Here is a 13,487-nt window from a genome sequence, read left to right as displayed (position 1 = left end):
CGCCGGGCGCTACAGGTCGGCAATGATGCCGGCGCGAATTGTCTGGTATTCCTCTGGGGTGAGGAGTCCCTGCTCGAACATGGCGGCCGCACGCTGCAGGCGGGCGGCCGGGTCGGGCTGCGCCGGCATCGTGCGGGGCGGCTCGGGCCGAACGGCGATTGCGGCCGCCTGATGCGGCAGGTAGCGCTCAAGGATCGGAATCAGGCCGGCCTTCAGCTCCACGAACGACAAACCGGGAACGGCGAGGATCCAGACACCGTCGGCGTCCTCGATCTCGATGAAGCTGTTGGTCATCGACTTCTTTGCGACGACCGCAAGTGCGCCGAGCAACATGACCCTCGTGGCCGTGATCTGTTCGGTGACCTGATCCTGGTCGAGAACGTCCACTCGTTTGATCGATGCCCACGACAGCCTCACCCCCGGGTTGCGACCCTCCGAGATGCTGATTCCCGCCGGGAAGAACGTGAGGTCAAGGCGGTCTTTCTGCCTCGGGATCTTCGAGTGGCTGCCCAAGTATCGAACCTTGCGGAGGCGCGAGATGCGACGACTCCAACCAGGCGTGTCCGGGTAAGCCATGGGCCTCACTCACAGTCGATCAATGTTCAGATCGCCAACTCGGTCTCGGGGGCTCAGGCGTCGAGCACCTGGGCGGCGATGAGGCGCTCGAGGTGCCGGTCGTCCCACCAGTTGAGCTGGAGGGACTTGGCCCGACGGAAGTACAGCTGGATGTCGGCTTCCAGGGTAAAGCCGATGCCGCCGAAGATCTGCTGACCGATTGCGGTCACGTCTCGGAACGTCTTGGCGGCAAACAGCTTGGCCATCGGCGCCAGCTTGGCAATGTCCCGACCGGTGTCGTGGCTCCATGCCGCCTCGTAGGTGAGCACCTCGGCACCGTCGACGGCGGTTCGGCAGTTGGCCATGTCGTGGCTGAGCGCCTGAAATTCGGCAAGTGCCTTGCCAAACTGCTTGCGCTCCTTGGAATAGTCGGCCGTGATCCTCAGCGCCTGGTCGGCGCCACCAACCGCCTGGGCGGCCAACAGGATCATCGCCTCGGTCAGGGTCTGGTTCCAGTTGTTCCAACCGGTGCCGGCGTCGCCGAGGCGCACAGCCGGGGTACCGGCCAGGTCCACCTGATACTGGGTGTCCGAGGCGATACTCATCTGCTGGGTCAGCGTCATCCCCTCAGCGCCGGCGTCGACGACGAACAGGTCGACCCTGTCGTCCGCAGCGCGGGCCGCCACCACCAGATGCCGAGCGGCCGAGGCGAAGAACACGTGGCGCTTGGTGCCGGTGAGCGCGAACCCGGCGTCGGTGGTGACCGCCTTCGTGGTGATGCCGGCGTCGGTGAACCCGCCCCCGGGCTCCTGCACGGCGACCGTCCAGACCGTCTCGCCCGAGGCCAGCGTGGGAAGCCATTGGGCCTGCTGGTCCTCACCGGCACCGCGGGCGATGAGCCCGCCGGCCAGCACCGAGCTGACCAGGTGCGGGGAGGGCACCAGGTTGCGACCAAGCTCCTTGTAGACCACGACGGCGTCCACCATCGACATGCCGGAGCCGCCGTGAGCCTCGGGAAGCAGCAGACCGATCAGGCCGAGCTCGCCGAGCTGAGCCCACAACTCGGGCGAGTATCCGGTGGGATCGTCCTCCAGGTCGCGCACCCGCGTCAGCGGGCTGAACCGGTCGGCCACCCCGGCGACCATCTCGGTGAGCATGTCTTGTTCGCTGCTGAGGTCAAGATCCAATGGCATGGTTCGGTGCTCCTAGGTGTATCGAATGAGAGAGGGGGTTGGCGTGGCGGGGCGGGATTGCCGGTTCAACGACCGGCGGCGGGTTGCCAGGCGTCGCCTTGGCGGGCCCACGGGTTGTCGTTCCGGTCGTTGGGCAGGGCGATGCGAGCCGAGCAGGTCGACCCGACCCGCGCGGTGTCTTCGGATGCGTCGGGGCCTCGGACCATGAGGGCCACATCGACGCTCACCCAGCCGCAGCCGGCGTCGTCGGTGTTGACCCCGGTGACCGTGCCCGAAAATGTCATCGTGTCGTCGGGGAACACCGAGGTGCGCATGCGAAAGGTCATCGAGCCCAGGCGTGCGTGCGGGCCGGCCCAGTCGGTGAGGTAGCGCTCAAACCAGGCCGCCTGGTTGGGGGTGTTCAAGAAGATGTTGGCCACGCCGTTGCGTTCGGTTGCGAACTTGAAGTCGTGGTGCATCGGCCGCCAGTCGCGGCTGGCCACTGCGCCCAGTACCACTGTTGTTGCGGTGACCTCGATGGCGAGTTCGGGCAGCAGGTCGCCGCTGGAGACATCACCGTGCAGCAGCACCGGTGCTGCGATGTCGCTGGATACGGGGCTCATGAGTCACTCCCGGCGGTTTCGGCCTCGTCGCGCCGGTAGCCAAAGCCGGTGTAGCTCTCGATGCCGACCAGGTCGTGGTTTTGATTGTGGTATTCCAGGTCGATCACCCAGAATCGGCCCGATCCCAGCTTGGTGGTTTTGGGGCCGCTGACCGACTTGAGCACCTGCGCGTGGCTGATCACATCGCCAGGGCGAACCGGGTCGTAGAAGGTGAGCGTGTTGTCGGTCATCACCGCCTCGGGAAGATCGAAGGTCGCTTTGAGGTCGAAGTGCACCTGAAGCGCCAGCTGTTCGCCTTCGGCACCCGGTTCCCAGTAGTGCGGTCGGATCCACAGCGAGAGCGTGGTCGGCGGGGCGATCGGGCCACCGGTCAGTGCCTGGGCCACGCCCTCATCCCAGTACAGCGGGTTGCCGTTGGCCGTGGCTGCGAGCGTGTTGAACCCGTAGGCACGCTCGACCGGAAAGTTGGCGGTCACCGGATACTGACGCTTGCCGATCAGCGCTGCGATCTCCGAAGGCACCCCGGTTTCGAGAGCGGCCTGACGGGCCTGGTCTGTGTGGGTGGTGTCGCTCATGCGGCGGCTCCCTCGGCGATGGTGGCGGTGATCTCGGTGCCGGTCCAACCTGCATCGGCGAGCAGCTCGGCCGTGTCGGTGGATGAGGTGTCGGGTAGCGACTCGGGGGCATCCCTGCGCACGGTGCCCGCCCAGATGCGGTCGAGCTGTGCCAGGTCGCCGTCCGTGGGGTGAACCGCCCGCCCGACGAGCCCTCGGGCCTCAACGTGTGGATCGATGGTCATCTCGGGGATGGTCATCACCGGGGCGACACAGCAGTCGGCGTCGCCGAGTTGCCCGGCCCAGTCGCCGCGGCTGCGGGTGGCGAACACCTTGGTCATGGCGGCTCGCAGATCGTCCTGCGCCTCGTCCTCGTACTGCGCGGATCCAAACCGCTCGGAGTCGAGGTCCAGCTCGCGGAGCAGGTTGGCGTAGAAGCGGGGTTCGATGGCGCCAACGCTGATCCAGCCGTCATCGGCGCACCGATAGATGCCGTACCAGGCGTAGCGGCCGGTGAGCACGTTGTGGCCGGGTCCGGGCTCGGTGCCGGTCACCAGGTACTCGTCGACGTAGAGCGACATCATGGCCACCACGCCATCGACGATGGAGACGTCGAGGTAGCGGCCCTCGCCGGTGTTACCCCGGCCGATCAGTGCGGCCATGATCGCCATCGCCGCCTGCATGCCGCCGGCGGCAATGTCGGCCACGGTGGCGCCTGGCAGGGCCGGGCCGCCATCGTCACGACGGCCGGAGCAGTCGAGAAAACCACCGACTGCCAGGTAGTTCAGGTCGTGGCCGGCCCGCTGGGATGCGGGACCGTTCTGGCCGTAGCCCGATGTGGAGCAGTACACCAGCCGCGGGTTCTGCGTTGACAGTTCGTTCCAGCCGATGCCGAGGCGGTCGGCCACGCCGGGACGAAAGCTCTCAATCACCACGTCGGAGGCGGCGGCCAGCGCCTGTGCGGCGGCCCGTCCCTTGTCGGCCTTCAGGTCCAGCTGCACCCGGCGGGTGCCGCGTCCACCCGAGTAGGCAAACGCAGGGGGGGTGATCGTCACAGCGCCGGCGCGGGGCACGGCCCCGACCTTGGTGATGGTGGCGCCGTAGTCGGCCAGGATCGCCGATGCCCGCGCCGCGGGGCCCACGGTGCCGAAGTCGAGTACGGAGACACCGGCGAGCAGGTCGGAACTCATCGGCGCGCCGGGTTGCTGGGCGTGCTGGTCACGGGATCCATCGAGTCGGCCCTAGAAGTTGCGGGGCAGGCCGAGGCCGCGTCGGGCGATGATGTTGCGCTGCACCTCGGAGGCGCCGCCACCGATCGTGTCGATCACCGTGTAGCGGTAGGTCGACTCGGCCCGGCCCGCCATCGGGGCCTCGGCGGTCTTCACCCGCAGCTGGCTGCCGGGGGCGCCAAGGTCCATCGATGCATCGGCAAGGCGTTTGGAGTATTCGGTGGTGAACAGCTTGTACTCCGAGGCCTCCACGGTGGGCGGCTGAAACTCGGTGGCCCCTTCGCGGTGGGCCTTTTCCACCTTGACCGCAGCGGCCACAAACTTCAGGCCGATGGCCCGGGCCACGGCGGCCTCGGTGTGCAGGTGGGCCATTTTGGCCCGGGTGACCTCGTCGTCGATCAGCGGCTCGCCATCTCGGGTGGCCTCCTGCACGTACTCGGTGAGCACGTCGAGGCGCTGCTTGATCGGCGCGTAGGTGAACATGGTGAAGCGCTCCAGATCGAGCGCCTGGGAGATGTACTGGAAGCCCTTGTCGATCTCACCGACCGCGTAGTCGCCCGGCACGAACACGTCGTCGAAAAACACCTCGTTGGTGCGTTCGTCGCCCATCGTCCAGATGCCGGTGATCGTGATGTTCTCGTGGTTCATCGGCACCAGAAACAGGGTGATGCCATTCCACTTGGGTGCATCCGGGTTGGTGCGGGCGCCCACCCAATACCAGTCGGCGAAGTGGGCCGAGGTGGTCCAGGTCTTCTGGCCGTTCAGCATCCAGCCCTCGACCCCGTCCACCGTGGTGGGCTCGGCCTTCAGCTTCATGGCGGCGGCATCGGAACCCGCGTCGGGCTCCGAGTAGCCGACGGCGAACTCCACCTCGGCGTTGAGGATCTGGGGCAGGAACTCGGCCTTGAGCTTGTCGGAGCCGTGGGCGATCAGCGTCTTGCCGATGATGCCGATGCCCTTGCCGATCTGGGGGCCGCCCCGCCCGGCGAGTTGTTCGTTCAGCAGGTACTCGTACACACCGTCGCCCTCGGTGCCGCCGTACTCGGTGGGCCAGGTGATGCCCAGCCAGTTCTTCTTGGCCAGCTTGCCCATGAACGCACGGCGCTCGGGGGTGTCGACGATCTGGGCCATGTTCTCCCGGGTGACGTCGAAAACCTCGGGATCATCATGTGCGTCGAGAAACGCCTCGACGTCTTTGGCGAAGGTCTGCTGCTCTTCGGAGAACTCGAAATCCATATCGCTCCCAAATCTGACGGACCGTCAGATTCTACGGAGACGCCGCCCCGGGTGCACGTTGCCCCCCCGCCGCACGCAGCTCGGTTCCTACGAGCCGCCGCTGATGACGCCGTCGGTGACCAGGGCGTCGAGCTGTCCGGCGGTGAGTCCCAACAGCTCGACAAGCACGTCGCCGGTGTGTTCGCCCACCCATGGCACCCGCCGTTCGGGTTGTTCGGGAACCCGGGAGAGCTTCACCGGGTTGCCGGGGGTCAGCACCGGCGCGTCGACACCGTCGGGACGGTCCATGGCCACCAGCATGTTGCGGGCGGCGACGTGCGGGTCGGTCAGGACCTCGGTGGGGGTGAGCGCCGAACCTGCCACCACTCCGGCGTCGGCCAGCGCCACGGCGGCCTCCTCCCGGGTGAGCCCGGCAGCCCAGGCTTCCAGCGCCGGGCGGATCACGTCGTCCAGGTGCTCCCCCCAGCCGGTGCGCTCGGCAAAGCGGGGGTCGCCGACCCACTCGGGGTAGCCGATCAGCTCGGCCAACCTCGCAAACTGGTGCTCGCGCACCAGTTGGATGACCAGCGAACCGTCGGCGGTCCGAAACGAGCTCAGCACGTAAGGCGCCGGGTCGGGCTCGCTGGCTTGGCCGAGCGAGGCAAAGTTGGTGACCACGTCGGTCATCGCCAGCACCGAGTCCAGCATCGCCACGTCTACGTGCTGGCCCTCTCCGGTCACATCACGTTGCCGCAGGGCCGCGAGCACGCCGATCACCGCAAACAGTCCGGCGGAGATGTCGCCCAGGGCGCCGACCGGATTGACGTGCAGCGGTTCGTCGCCGTGGCGTTTGAACTCGTAGATGCCGGACATGCCTTCCACGATGGATGCATACGCCGGTCGGGTGCGGTAGGGGCTGGCCGGGTTGCTGCCGAAGCCCGACACCGACACCAGCACCGCACTTGGGTTGGCATCGGCCAACACCTTCGGTCCGAGACCGAGGCGGTCAAGTGTGCCCGGTTTGAAATTTTCGGCGATCACGTCGGCGTGGGAGGCCAGCTCGAGCACCAGCCGTCGACCGGCCGCCGACTTGAGGTCGATACCAACCGAGTCCTTGCCCAGGTTGGAACGGAGGAACGTGGCGCCAACCGTTCGCCCCTGCGGGTCGGTGATGGAAGGTTGTGATTGGCGGCCCGACTCGCCATCCACCGGATGCTCAACCTTGATCACGCGGGCACCCAGCCGGCCCATCAGCTGAGTGGCAAAAGGCAGGGCCGCCATCTGCTCCAGTGCCAACACCACCAGCCCGTCCAGCGGCCGGCCCGCAAACGGCGACCGCCCGTCGGCAGCATGGTGAGGCGACCTTGGGCCGGTGGTGTGGTCGCTGTGCTGCTGGCTGGTCATGTCCCGAGTCTGCCGCAGAAGCCCCGCCGGACCGCTGGTCAGGAGTTCAGCCAGGAGGTCACCAGAGTGGCCGTTCGGTTCGGCCCCTCCAGGTGGGTGGCGTGGCCCGCACCGGGCACCGAACGGAACTGGCCCTGCGGGAGTTCGGCCGCCAGGCGCTGACCGATCGAGGTGAACTTCTCATCGTGTTCTCCGGCCAGCACCAGCACCGGCGTGTCGATTTCGACGAGTCGGGGCCACAGGTTGTCCTGAGCGCCGGTTCCGGCCAGCCTCAGTGAGCCCGCCAGTCCGGTGGCGGTGTTGGTGCGGCGCTCCTGACTGAACTTGGCCCATTCCGGCAGGCCCGCCCACATGGGCATCGCCAGCCACCGCTCGACAAATGCGTCGACGCCTTCGTGTTCGATCCGCTGGGCCAGCACCTCGTCGGCGGCCGCTCTGGCTCGACGCTCGGCCGGGTCTTCGATGCCGCCGGTGGCCCCAATCAACACGGCGCGACGAACGACCTCCGGGTGGGCCAGCAGCAGGTGCAACAGCATCCGCCCACCCAGTGAGTATCCGAGCCAATCGGTCGCTGGGGCTGAGCCGAGCCGATCGGCGGTTGTCCACCCGTCGGCTGCGGGCCCGCCCGCCCCATGACCGGGCAGGTCCAGGGCCTCGATGACCCGACCGGTGGCGAGGAGGCCTTCAACCGGTCCCCAACAGGCTCGACTCTGAGCAAATCCGTGCAGGAGCCGGAGCGTTGGTTGGTCCTCGATGGTCATGGTGAACCGATGCTGCCACCCGAGCGGCATCAGCTGCTGCTCCCTGCGCCCAACGTCCTGTGATGAGCTACAAATGCTGTCCGTCGCAGTCGTGGCGACTTTGAGCCTGATCGGCGGGTGCGGGTGCGCACCGGCTCCGCCACCGAACACCACCGTCTACTTCGTTGAGCAGTTGTACGACGGCAACGTCCTGCTCCCGGGAATGCGTGACGATGGCAACTGGACGGCCAAGGCCACGCCGGTGGTTCGCCCGGCCGGAATCAAGTTTGGCTCGGGAGAGATGTGGAGGGTCGACCGGTGGACGGGCTGGGGCACCGCTCGAGCGGTCGGCGCCGGCAGCTACGGCAACCATGGGACGCGGGTGCGGGGCAATGTGGTGCTGACCCAACCCAAGAAATGCGCCGGTCGTTGGATGTATACGCAGTTGGAGGCGAACTACACCGAGCGGGTTCCGTCCAACCTGAGGCCGTACGTCCCGACCGTGGTCCGCATCACCACCTGCTGAACCACCCAACCCACAGGTGCCGAAAACCCGGATCGGTGGGCATGTCGGCGCGCCCATAGTCTGCTGGGGTGTCATCCGACGATGGGCCCGTCCCGCATGATCCGGATGTGGCGGTCACTTTTGCCGCCACGTTGATCGATCAGTGGCGACGCAGAGGGGTCCGTCACGTGATCGTGAGCCCGGGGTCGCGCAGCACCCCGCTGGTGCTTGGCTTGCAGTGGGTGCTCGACCAGCAGGCAGCCGACGCCGGTGATGCGCTCCGGGCTCACCTGGTACTCGATGAGCGCAGCGCCGCATTCCAGGCGGTTGGCGTCGCCCGAGCCGGCGGCAGGCCCGCCGTGCTGATGTGCACCTCGGGTACGGCGGCGGTGGAGTACCACCCGGCGGTGGTGGAGGCGCACCTGGCGGCGTTGCCGCTGTTGATCTGCACCGCCGACCGCCCCCCGGAACTCCAGGGCACCGGTGCGCCGCAAACGATCGATCAACGAAACCTCTTTGGCACCTCGGTGCGCAGCTACCTGGAGCCCGGGCCACCGACGCAGGCCGGCAGCCGTGGCTGGCGCCTGCTGGCCGACGAGGCATTCCGCACCGCCACGGGACTGCGCCCCGGGCCGGTGCACCTCAACCTGGCGTTCAGGGAGCCACTGGTGGGTGCGGTGGGGCATCTGCCCCCATCGACCGATGTCGACGTGGGGGATCACCAGGTCCCGATGCGCGCCGCCCCGCTGCAGGAGCCGCTGGAGCGCTCGGTGCTGGAGCGTCTGGTGGAGCGCTGCTCGGGCCGACGGGTTGTGGTCATGGCCGGCGAGCGTGCCGTGCCCACTGACGCGCCGACCGACGTGAGGCAGCGAATGCTCGATGGTGCCGCGTCGTTGGGGTGGCCGGTGTTGGCCGACCCGCTGTCGGGACTGCGGCTCGACCACCTGGCGGTTGTTCCCAACTTCGACCCGATCCTTCGGTCGGAGGTGGTGGCTCGGTCCTTGCTGCCCGATCTCGTTATTCGGCTGGGCGGGCTCGTGTCCTCGAAGGTGGGCAACCGGTGGTTGGCTGGGGTTGCCGAGCAGGTGGCGGTCGATCCGGGCGGGTGGTTTCCCGACCCCGACCAGGTGGTGGCCGAGCGCCTGGACGCCGAGCCGGCGCTGCTCATCGAACGTCTCGTTGAGACACTCGATCACCGGCGCGCCGGGGTGACGTTCGAAGGTCCGGATCGCTCAGCGGCCGGTCACAGGCTGAAGGTGGCGCCACCGGCCTGGACCGATCGGTGGCGCCGCGTGAGCCAAGCGGTGGCGGAGGAGCTGTACCGGGCACGCCCCGACGTGGTGGAGTCGGCGGCGTTGGCCGCCGCCCTCGACGGCGTGCCCGCCGGTGGGCACCTGGTGGTGTCGTCGTCGATGCCGGTGCGCGACCTGGAGTGGTTCGGACCGCAGGTGCCGGCCGGGGTCACCGTGCACTCCAACAGAGGTGCAAACGGCATCGACGGGGTGATCGCCACGGCCGTCGGGGTCGCTCACACGGGTGCACCCACCGTGGCGGTAGTGGGTGACCTGGCCATGCTGCACGACGTCGGGTCGTTGATCTCGGCGGCTGCGGTATCCAACCTGGCGGTGGTGGTGATCGACAACGGAGGTGGTGGCATCTTCTCGTTCCTCTCGCAGCATGAACTGCTTCCGGACGACCAGTTTGAGCGCTGGTGGGGCACCCCCAGCGGGGTTGACGTGGTTGCCGCAGCGTCGGGGCTTGGCCTGGAGGTTGCCGACGTGAGGCCGTCAGAGCTGGCGGGCGAACTCCAGCGGCGCTTGGCGGCGGGCTTGTCTGAGGGGACCGCTGCAACCGGCGGTTCGGTGGCGCCGCGGCGCCGCACGGTGCTGTGTCGGGTGGTGTCCAACCGTGAGACCAACCTGGTCCAGCATCAGCGTCTGCTGAGCAAACTGGCGGCATCCGCCGAGGCGGCCTTGGGCATCGACCCCTGACCCGTATCGGCGCTGCGGAGTTCCGCGTCGTCGTGCCAGGCCCGAGCCTGCGACAGCGACCAAGTCAGCGGGCGTTGTGGATGATTGCCCGGACGCTTCTACGATGGAACCAGTCAGCGAAAGCCGCTTCCGTGGTTGGGAGTGCAGGGGAGGAACCAATGCCGGAATCCATGCTTGAACCGCAACCCGACCCGCACCACGACGAGGGCACGGTGAAGTTGCCCGATGGGCGTCGGCTTGGCTGGGCCTCGTACGGCGATCCCGACGGTGATCCGGTGCTGTGGTTTCACGGCACCCCGGGCGGCCGCTATCAGGTTCCGGTCGGGGTCAACCCCACCGGCCGATCAAACGGGCTTCGGGTGATCACGGTCGAGCGGCCGGGCACGGGCAACTCCACCAACCACGGCTACCGGTCCCTCAAGGGTTTCGCCGCCGACATCGACGCGGCCGCCGACCGGCTGGGTCTGGATCGCTTCGCCGTCGCCGGGCTGTCGGGCGGCGGCCCCTACACGCTGGCGGTGGCCCACGAGTTGCCCGACCGGGTGGTCACCTCGGCGGTGCTGGGCGGGCTGGCACCCAGCATCGGGCGGGGCGCCGTGTTCAGCTACACCCAGCTGACCACCGTGGCCCAGGCACTGCTCAGCCCGCTGCGGCGCACGGTGGGTGCCATGTTGTCGGTTGGTTTGGAGGGCGTGGCCGAGTACAGCCCGGCGGTCTACACCGCCTATGCCAAGTTCAACGGCCGAGCCGACCTCGAGGTGATGATGCGCCCCGACGTGATGGCGATGTTCCTCCACGACATCACCCAGACCGGTCCGCTGCGGGCCCCCTTTCACGACCTGACGCTGTTTGGTCGCCCCTGGGGTTTCGATCCGGGCAACATCGAAGGCCCTGTGCTGATCTGGCATGGCGATGCCGACCACATCGTGCCGCTGGTACATGGCCGACGCCTGGCCAAGTCGGTGCCCAACTCCCGTCTGATGCTCATGCCGGGCAAGGGCCACTTCGGAGGGTTTTCCGAGGTGACCGACGTGTTGGAGACCATCCGCGGCGTCTGGGACGGTGCCGATCAGGTGACCGGCCACCAGCGGCGCGACGCCGACGGCATGATCACCGATCGACGTCCGGCCGGGGGGACCGTCGACCACCCAACGGTTCCAACCAGCGAGGCGTCATGATCGACGGCTTTCGATGCCCCCGCTGCGACGTGGAGGTGGACGAGGAGTTCTACGGCCCATGTGGCAGCTGTCGCTCCGAGTTGCGGTCGGCGCACTCCGGCGAGGGTCGCACTGTGGAGCTGGCCGATTATGAGCCCAAGATGAACGTGACCCCCAACGCGGTGGCCACCAAGGAGTAGTGACCGGGCCTTACGGGCGGATGAGGTGGGGCAACACTGCGGCGAACTTGGCCCGTGTCTCCTCCAACTCCGCCTCAGGGTCGCTGTCGGCCACGATGCCAACTCCGGCCAGCAGCCGGGCCGTGGTGCCGTCGAGGAGTGCCGAGCGAATGGCGACGGCAAACTCGCCGTTCCCGTCGGCGTCAACCCAGCCCACCGCTCCGCCCACCCGGTCGCGGTCCAGGCCCTCCAACTCGTCGATGAGTTCCAGCGCCTCGGCGATTGGCCAGCCACCCACGGCGGGGGTGGGATGCAGCGCAGCCACCAGGTCCAGCACCGTCGGGGCCGGGTGGCTGAGCCGCCCCTCCACCAGTGTGGCCAGATGGAGGACCGCTCCTGCCTCTACCACCTGTGGTTCCGGTTGGGCGTCCAGGTAACTGCACCAACCCAGCAGTGCATCGTGGGCACGTTCGATGGTGACGGCATGCTCGTGCCGCAGCTTTTCGGAGCGCAGCAGTTCACCGGCGCGTCTCAGGTCGGTTTGTGGGTCGCCTGAGCGGGGCAGCGTGCCTGCCATCGGTTCGGCCCGCACGGTGTCGTCGATGCGGCTGACCAGCAGTTCGGGGCTGGCCCCGACGAAGCCGTCCAGACAGAACACATACCCGGCCGGCGCAGTGGGGAGGAGGCGGCGATACAGCGCGATCGGATCGAGCGGAGCCTCCGACGTGAGTCGCAGCTCGCGGAACAGCACCGCCTTTTCAAGTTGGCCGGCGGCCATGCGGCGGGTCAGCTCGTCAACCTTGGCCATCCATTCTGCGTCGCCGATCGATGCGCGCAGGCGCAACTCGGGGGGCGGCCCGCTGATCGCCGCGGTGTCTCCGCCCAACTCGGACCCTGTCGGGTCGGTCGCCAGGTGGTTCGTGGACCGGCCAGATGGGAACGGCGGGGAAGGCGTCGTTCCGGCGGCGGGATTGGCCGGAGAGATCGTGGTGACCCAGGACGACCCGTGCACGTCTCGCCCACGGACGAGTCGGGGGATGGTGACGGCGGCGGTCCGACGGCGGTCGAAGGGGAGGGCACAGAAGGCCACCGGGCCAGACGCCGGCTCGCCGTCACGCCCCTCGCGGTCAATGGCGGCCAAAGCCTCGCTGATCGCGGCCACGTCGTTGGCCCAACCGCCGGTCCGGCCCAGTTCGACCCTGCGGGCAACCCCGTGCGCCACCAGCGTGCGGTTGGGGGACCGAAACGCCATCGCCCCAGCGGCAAGATGATCGAGGGGGTCGTCGCCGGTGCCCGCCCGCGTCGTGACGGCGTGCAGTTCGTCGGCCTCGGTGCGACCGTCAGCCACGGTGGCGGGTGGCGGTGAACAGCTGAGCGATGCCGCCGGACAGTTGACGGTGATGGCCGCGGTCGAATCCGGCAGCACCGATGAGGCTCAACGTTTCGTCGGGCTCCGGGAGGTACTCAACCGAGCGGGGCAGGTAGGCGTAGGCGCGGGCGTCGGAGAACATGGCGCCGATTCGGGGCACCACCCGGCCGAAGTACTGCTCGTAGCCAAACTTCAACACCGGGTTGGATGGTTGGCCCACTTCGAGCAGACCGATGCGGCCGCCGGGTCGCAGCACCCGGGCCAGTTCCTCAAAAAATGGCGGCAGCGACTCGAAGTTGCGCAGCGCGAACCCGCAGGTGACCCCGTCCAGCGAGCCGTCGGGAAACGGTAGGGCCAGGGCGTCGCCCTGCGCCCGGGGAAACGGCCGCGGCGCCGCCGACAGCATGCCCATGGAAAGGTCCACCCCGACGGCCGACATGCCGTGACGTTCCAGTTCGTACACCAGGTCGCCGGTACCCGCGGCCAGGTCGGCGATCAACGAGGTGGGCGCCAACCCCAGCGCATCGACGGTGGTTCGCCGCCAGCGCACATCGAGGCGCCCGGTCATGATGCGGTTCACCTTGTCGTAGTTGGGGGCGATGGTGTCAAACATCGCCCTGACCGCCACCACCTTGTCGGGCCCGGTGGGAAGGGGCTGATCGCTTCGGGGGATCAGCTCGGAGGAGTCGTGCCGGGTGGCGGCTGCGCGCTGGGTTGCCATGGGCGAAGGCTACGGGGTGGTGTGGACACTGCCGAAGGCGAGGGTGGCGACCGTCCGCCGGCGAAGCCCGGCC

Annotated in this window: 14 protein-coding genes; 4 read left to right on the top strand and 10 right to left on the bottom strand. The window is 68.1% G+C overall.

Features of this window, described 5'->3' with window-relative positions; all coding sequences use genetic code 11:
• Positions 1 to 9: 9 nt before the first annotated feature.
• The 8 genes from MPARV_RS0108685 to MPARV_RS0108650 all read right to left on the bottom strand — a co-directional run bounded on the left by MPARV_RS0108685 (position 10) and on the right by MPARV_RS0108650 (position 7,513).
• Entirely contained in the window at positions 10 to 513 is a 504-nt protein-coding gene (locus MPARV_RS0108685; protein ID WP_155852528.1) for a hypothetical protein, read from the bottom strand.
• Between the two features lie 116 nt (positions 514 to 629).
• Entirely contained in the window at positions 630 to 1,748 is a 1,119-nt protein-coding gene (locus tag MPARV_RS0108680) for an acyl-CoA dehydrogenase family protein (protein WP_020377965.1), read from the bottom strand.
• Positions 1,749 to 1,813: 65 nt separating this feature from the next.
• Entirely contained in the window at positions 1,814 to 2,350 is a 537-nt protein-coding gene (locus MPARV_RS0108675; protein WP_020377964.1) for a hotdog family protein, read from the bottom strand.
• Complete coding sequence (locus MPARV_RS0108670; protein WP_020377963.1) at positions 2,347 to 2,925, bottom strand: FAS1-like dehydratase domain-containing protein; 579 nt, start codon at positions 2,923 to 2,925, stop codon at positions 2,347 to 2,349. The genes MPARV_RS0108675 and MPARV_RS0108670 overlap by 4 nt, the downstream gene beginning before the upstream one ends.
• Positions 2,922 to 4,094, bottom strand: coding sequence for a CaiB/BaiF CoA transferase family protein (locus tag MPARV_RS0108665; protein WP_020377962.1), 1,173 nt, complete (start codon positions 4,092 to 4,094; stop codon positions 2,922 to 2,924). Before MPARV_RS0108665 ends, MPARV_RS0108670 begins: the two co-directional genes overlap by 4 nt.
• A 51-nt stretch (positions 4,095 to 4,145) precedes the next feature.
• Positions 4,146 to 5,369 (bottom strand): acyl-CoA dehydrogenase family protein, encoded by a 1,224-nt coding sequence (locus tag MPARV_RS0108660; RefSeq protein WP_012228881.1) that lies wholly within the window; start codon positions 5,367 to 5,369, stop codon positions 4,146 to 4,148.
• An 87-nt stretch (positions 5,370 to 5,456) separates the two neighbouring features.
• The gene (locus MPARV_RS0108655; RefSeq protein ID WP_020377961.1) at positions 5,457 to 6,752 is read right to left on the bottom strand and encodes a CaiB/BaiF CoA transferase family protein; all 1,296 of its coding nucleotides are present in this window, start codon (positions 6,750 to 6,752) and stop codon (positions 5,457 to 5,459) included.
• 38 nt (positions 6,753 to 6,790) lie between these two features.
• Positions 6,791 to 7,513: an alpha/beta fold hydrolase gene (locus MPARV_RS0108650; protein WP_031277886.1), complete on the bottom strand. Its 723-nt coding sequence runs from the start codon at positions 7,511 to 7,513 to the stop codon at positions 6,791 to 6,793.
• Positions 7,514 to 7,586: 73 nt separating this feature from the next.
• Here MPARV_RS0108650 and MPARV_RS0108645 point away from each other — a divergent pair, with 73 nt between their 5' ends.
• The 4 genes from MPARV_RS0108645 to MPARV_RS0108630 all read left to right on the top strand — a co-directional run bounded on the left by MPARV_RS0108645 (position 7,587) and on the right by MPARV_RS0108630 (position 11,345).
• Positions 7,587 to 8,018 carry a hypothetical protein gene (locus tag MPARV_RS0108645; RefSeq protein ID WP_020377959.1) on the top strand — a complete coding sequence of 144 codons (432 nt, stop codon included), beginning with the start codon at positions 7,587 to 7,589 and terminating at the stop codon, positions 8,016 to 8,018.
• Between the two features lie 68 nt (positions 8,019 to 8,086).
• Complete coding sequence (menD, locus tag MPARV_RS0108640) at positions 8,087 to 9,988, top strand: 2-succinyl-5-enolpyruvyl-6-hydroxy-3-cyclohexene-1-carboxylic-acid synthase (protein ID WP_020377958.1); 1,902 nt, start codon at positions 8,087 to 8,089, stop codon at positions 9,986 to 9,988.
• Between the two features lie 158 nt (positions 9,989 to 10,146).
• Positions 10,147 to 11,166: an alpha/beta fold hydrolase gene (locus tag MPARV_RS0108635; RefSeq protein ID WP_020377957.1), complete on the top strand. Its 1,020-nt coding sequence runs from the start codon at positions 10,147 to 10,149 to the stop codon at positions 11,164 to 11,166.
• On the top strand, positions 11,163 to 11,345 hold the full coding sequence (locus MPARV_RS0108630) for a hypothetical protein (protein WP_020377956.1): 183 nt from the start codon (positions 11,163 to 11,165) through the stop codon (positions 11,343 to 11,345). Before MPARV_RS0108635 ends, MPARV_RS0108630 begins: the two co-directional genes overlap by 4 nt.
• A 10-nt stretch (positions 11,346 to 11,355) precedes the next feature.
• On the opposite strand, the gene MPARV_RS0108625 is transcribed toward MPARV_RS0108630, so the two are convergent.
• On the bottom strand, positions 11,356 to 12,750 hold the full coding sequence (locus tag MPARV_RS0108625; protein WP_051011951.1) for an isochorismate synthase: 1,395 nt from the start codon (positions 12,748 to 12,750) through the stop codon (positions 11,356 to 11,358).
• The gene (locus tag MPARV_RS0108620) at positions 12,665 to 13,414 is read right to left on the bottom strand and encodes a ubiquinone/menaquinone biosynthesis methyltransferase (protein ID WP_012228871.1); all 750 of its coding nucleotides are present in this window, start codon (positions 13,412 to 13,414) and stop codon (positions 12,665 to 12,667) included. The genes MPARV_RS0108625 and MPARV_RS0108620 overlap by 86 nt, the downstream gene beginning before the upstream one ends.
• Positions 13,415 to 13,487 lie beyond the last annotated feature (73 nt).

The sequence above is a fragment of the Candidatus Microthrix parvicella Bio17-1 genome (genome assembly GCF_000299415.1).
Taxonomy (GTDB): Bacteria; Actinomycetota; Acidimicrobiia; order Acidimicrobiales; family Microtrichaceae; genus Microthrix; species Microthrix parvicella.
Note: the sequence above shows the minus strand (reverse complement) of the source record. Positions and strands in the feature narration are given on the sequence as shown.

Bases quoted from the DNA above. Each gene is read 5' to 3' on its own strand.
- MPARV_RS0108680 (WP_020377965.1), bottom strand. From the start codon at position 1,748: ATGCCATTGGATCTTGACCTCAGCAGCGAACAAGACATGCTCACCGAG.
- MPARV_RS0108675 (WP_020377964.1), bottom strand. From the start codon at position 2,350: ATGAGCCCCGTATCCAGCGACATCGCAGCACCGGTGCTGCTGCACGGT.
- MPARV_RS0108670 (WP_020377963.1), bottom strand. From the start codon at position 2,925: ATGAGCGACACCACCCACACAGACCAGGCCCGTCAGGCCGCTCTCGAA.
- MPARV_RS0108665 (WP_020377962.1), bottom strand. From the start codon at position 4,094: ATGAGTTCCGACCTGCTCGCCGGTGTCTCCGTACTCGACTTCGGCACC.
- MPARV_RS0108660 (WP_012228881.1), bottom strand. From the start codon at position 5,369: ATGGATTTCGAGTTCTCCGAAGAGCAGCAGACCTTCGCCAAAGACGTC.
- MPARV_RS0108655 (WP_020377961.1), bottom strand. From the start codon at position 6,752: ATGACCAGCCAGCAGCACAGCGACCACACCACCGGCCCAAGGTCGCCT.
- MPARV_RS0108650 (WP_031277886.1), bottom strand. From the start codon at position 7,513: ATGACCATCGAGGACCAACCAACGCTCCGGCTCCTGCACGGATTTGCT.
- MPARV_RS0108645 (WP_020377959.1), top strand. From the start codon at position 7,587: ATGCTGTCCGTCGCAGTCGTGGCGACTTTGAGCCTGATCGGCGGGTGC.
- MPARV_RS0108635 (WP_020377957.1), top strand. From the start codon at position 10,147: ATGCCGGAATCCATGCTTGAACCGCAACCCGACCCGCACCACGACGAG.
- MPARV_RS0108630 (WP_020377956.1), top strand. From the start codon at position 11,163: ATGATCGACGGCTTTCGATGCCCCCGCTGCGACGTGGAGGTGGACGAG.
- MPARV_RS0108620 (WP_012228871.1), bottom strand. From the start codon at position 13,414: ATGGCAACCCAGCGCGCAGCCGCCACCCGGCACGACTCCTCCGAGCTG.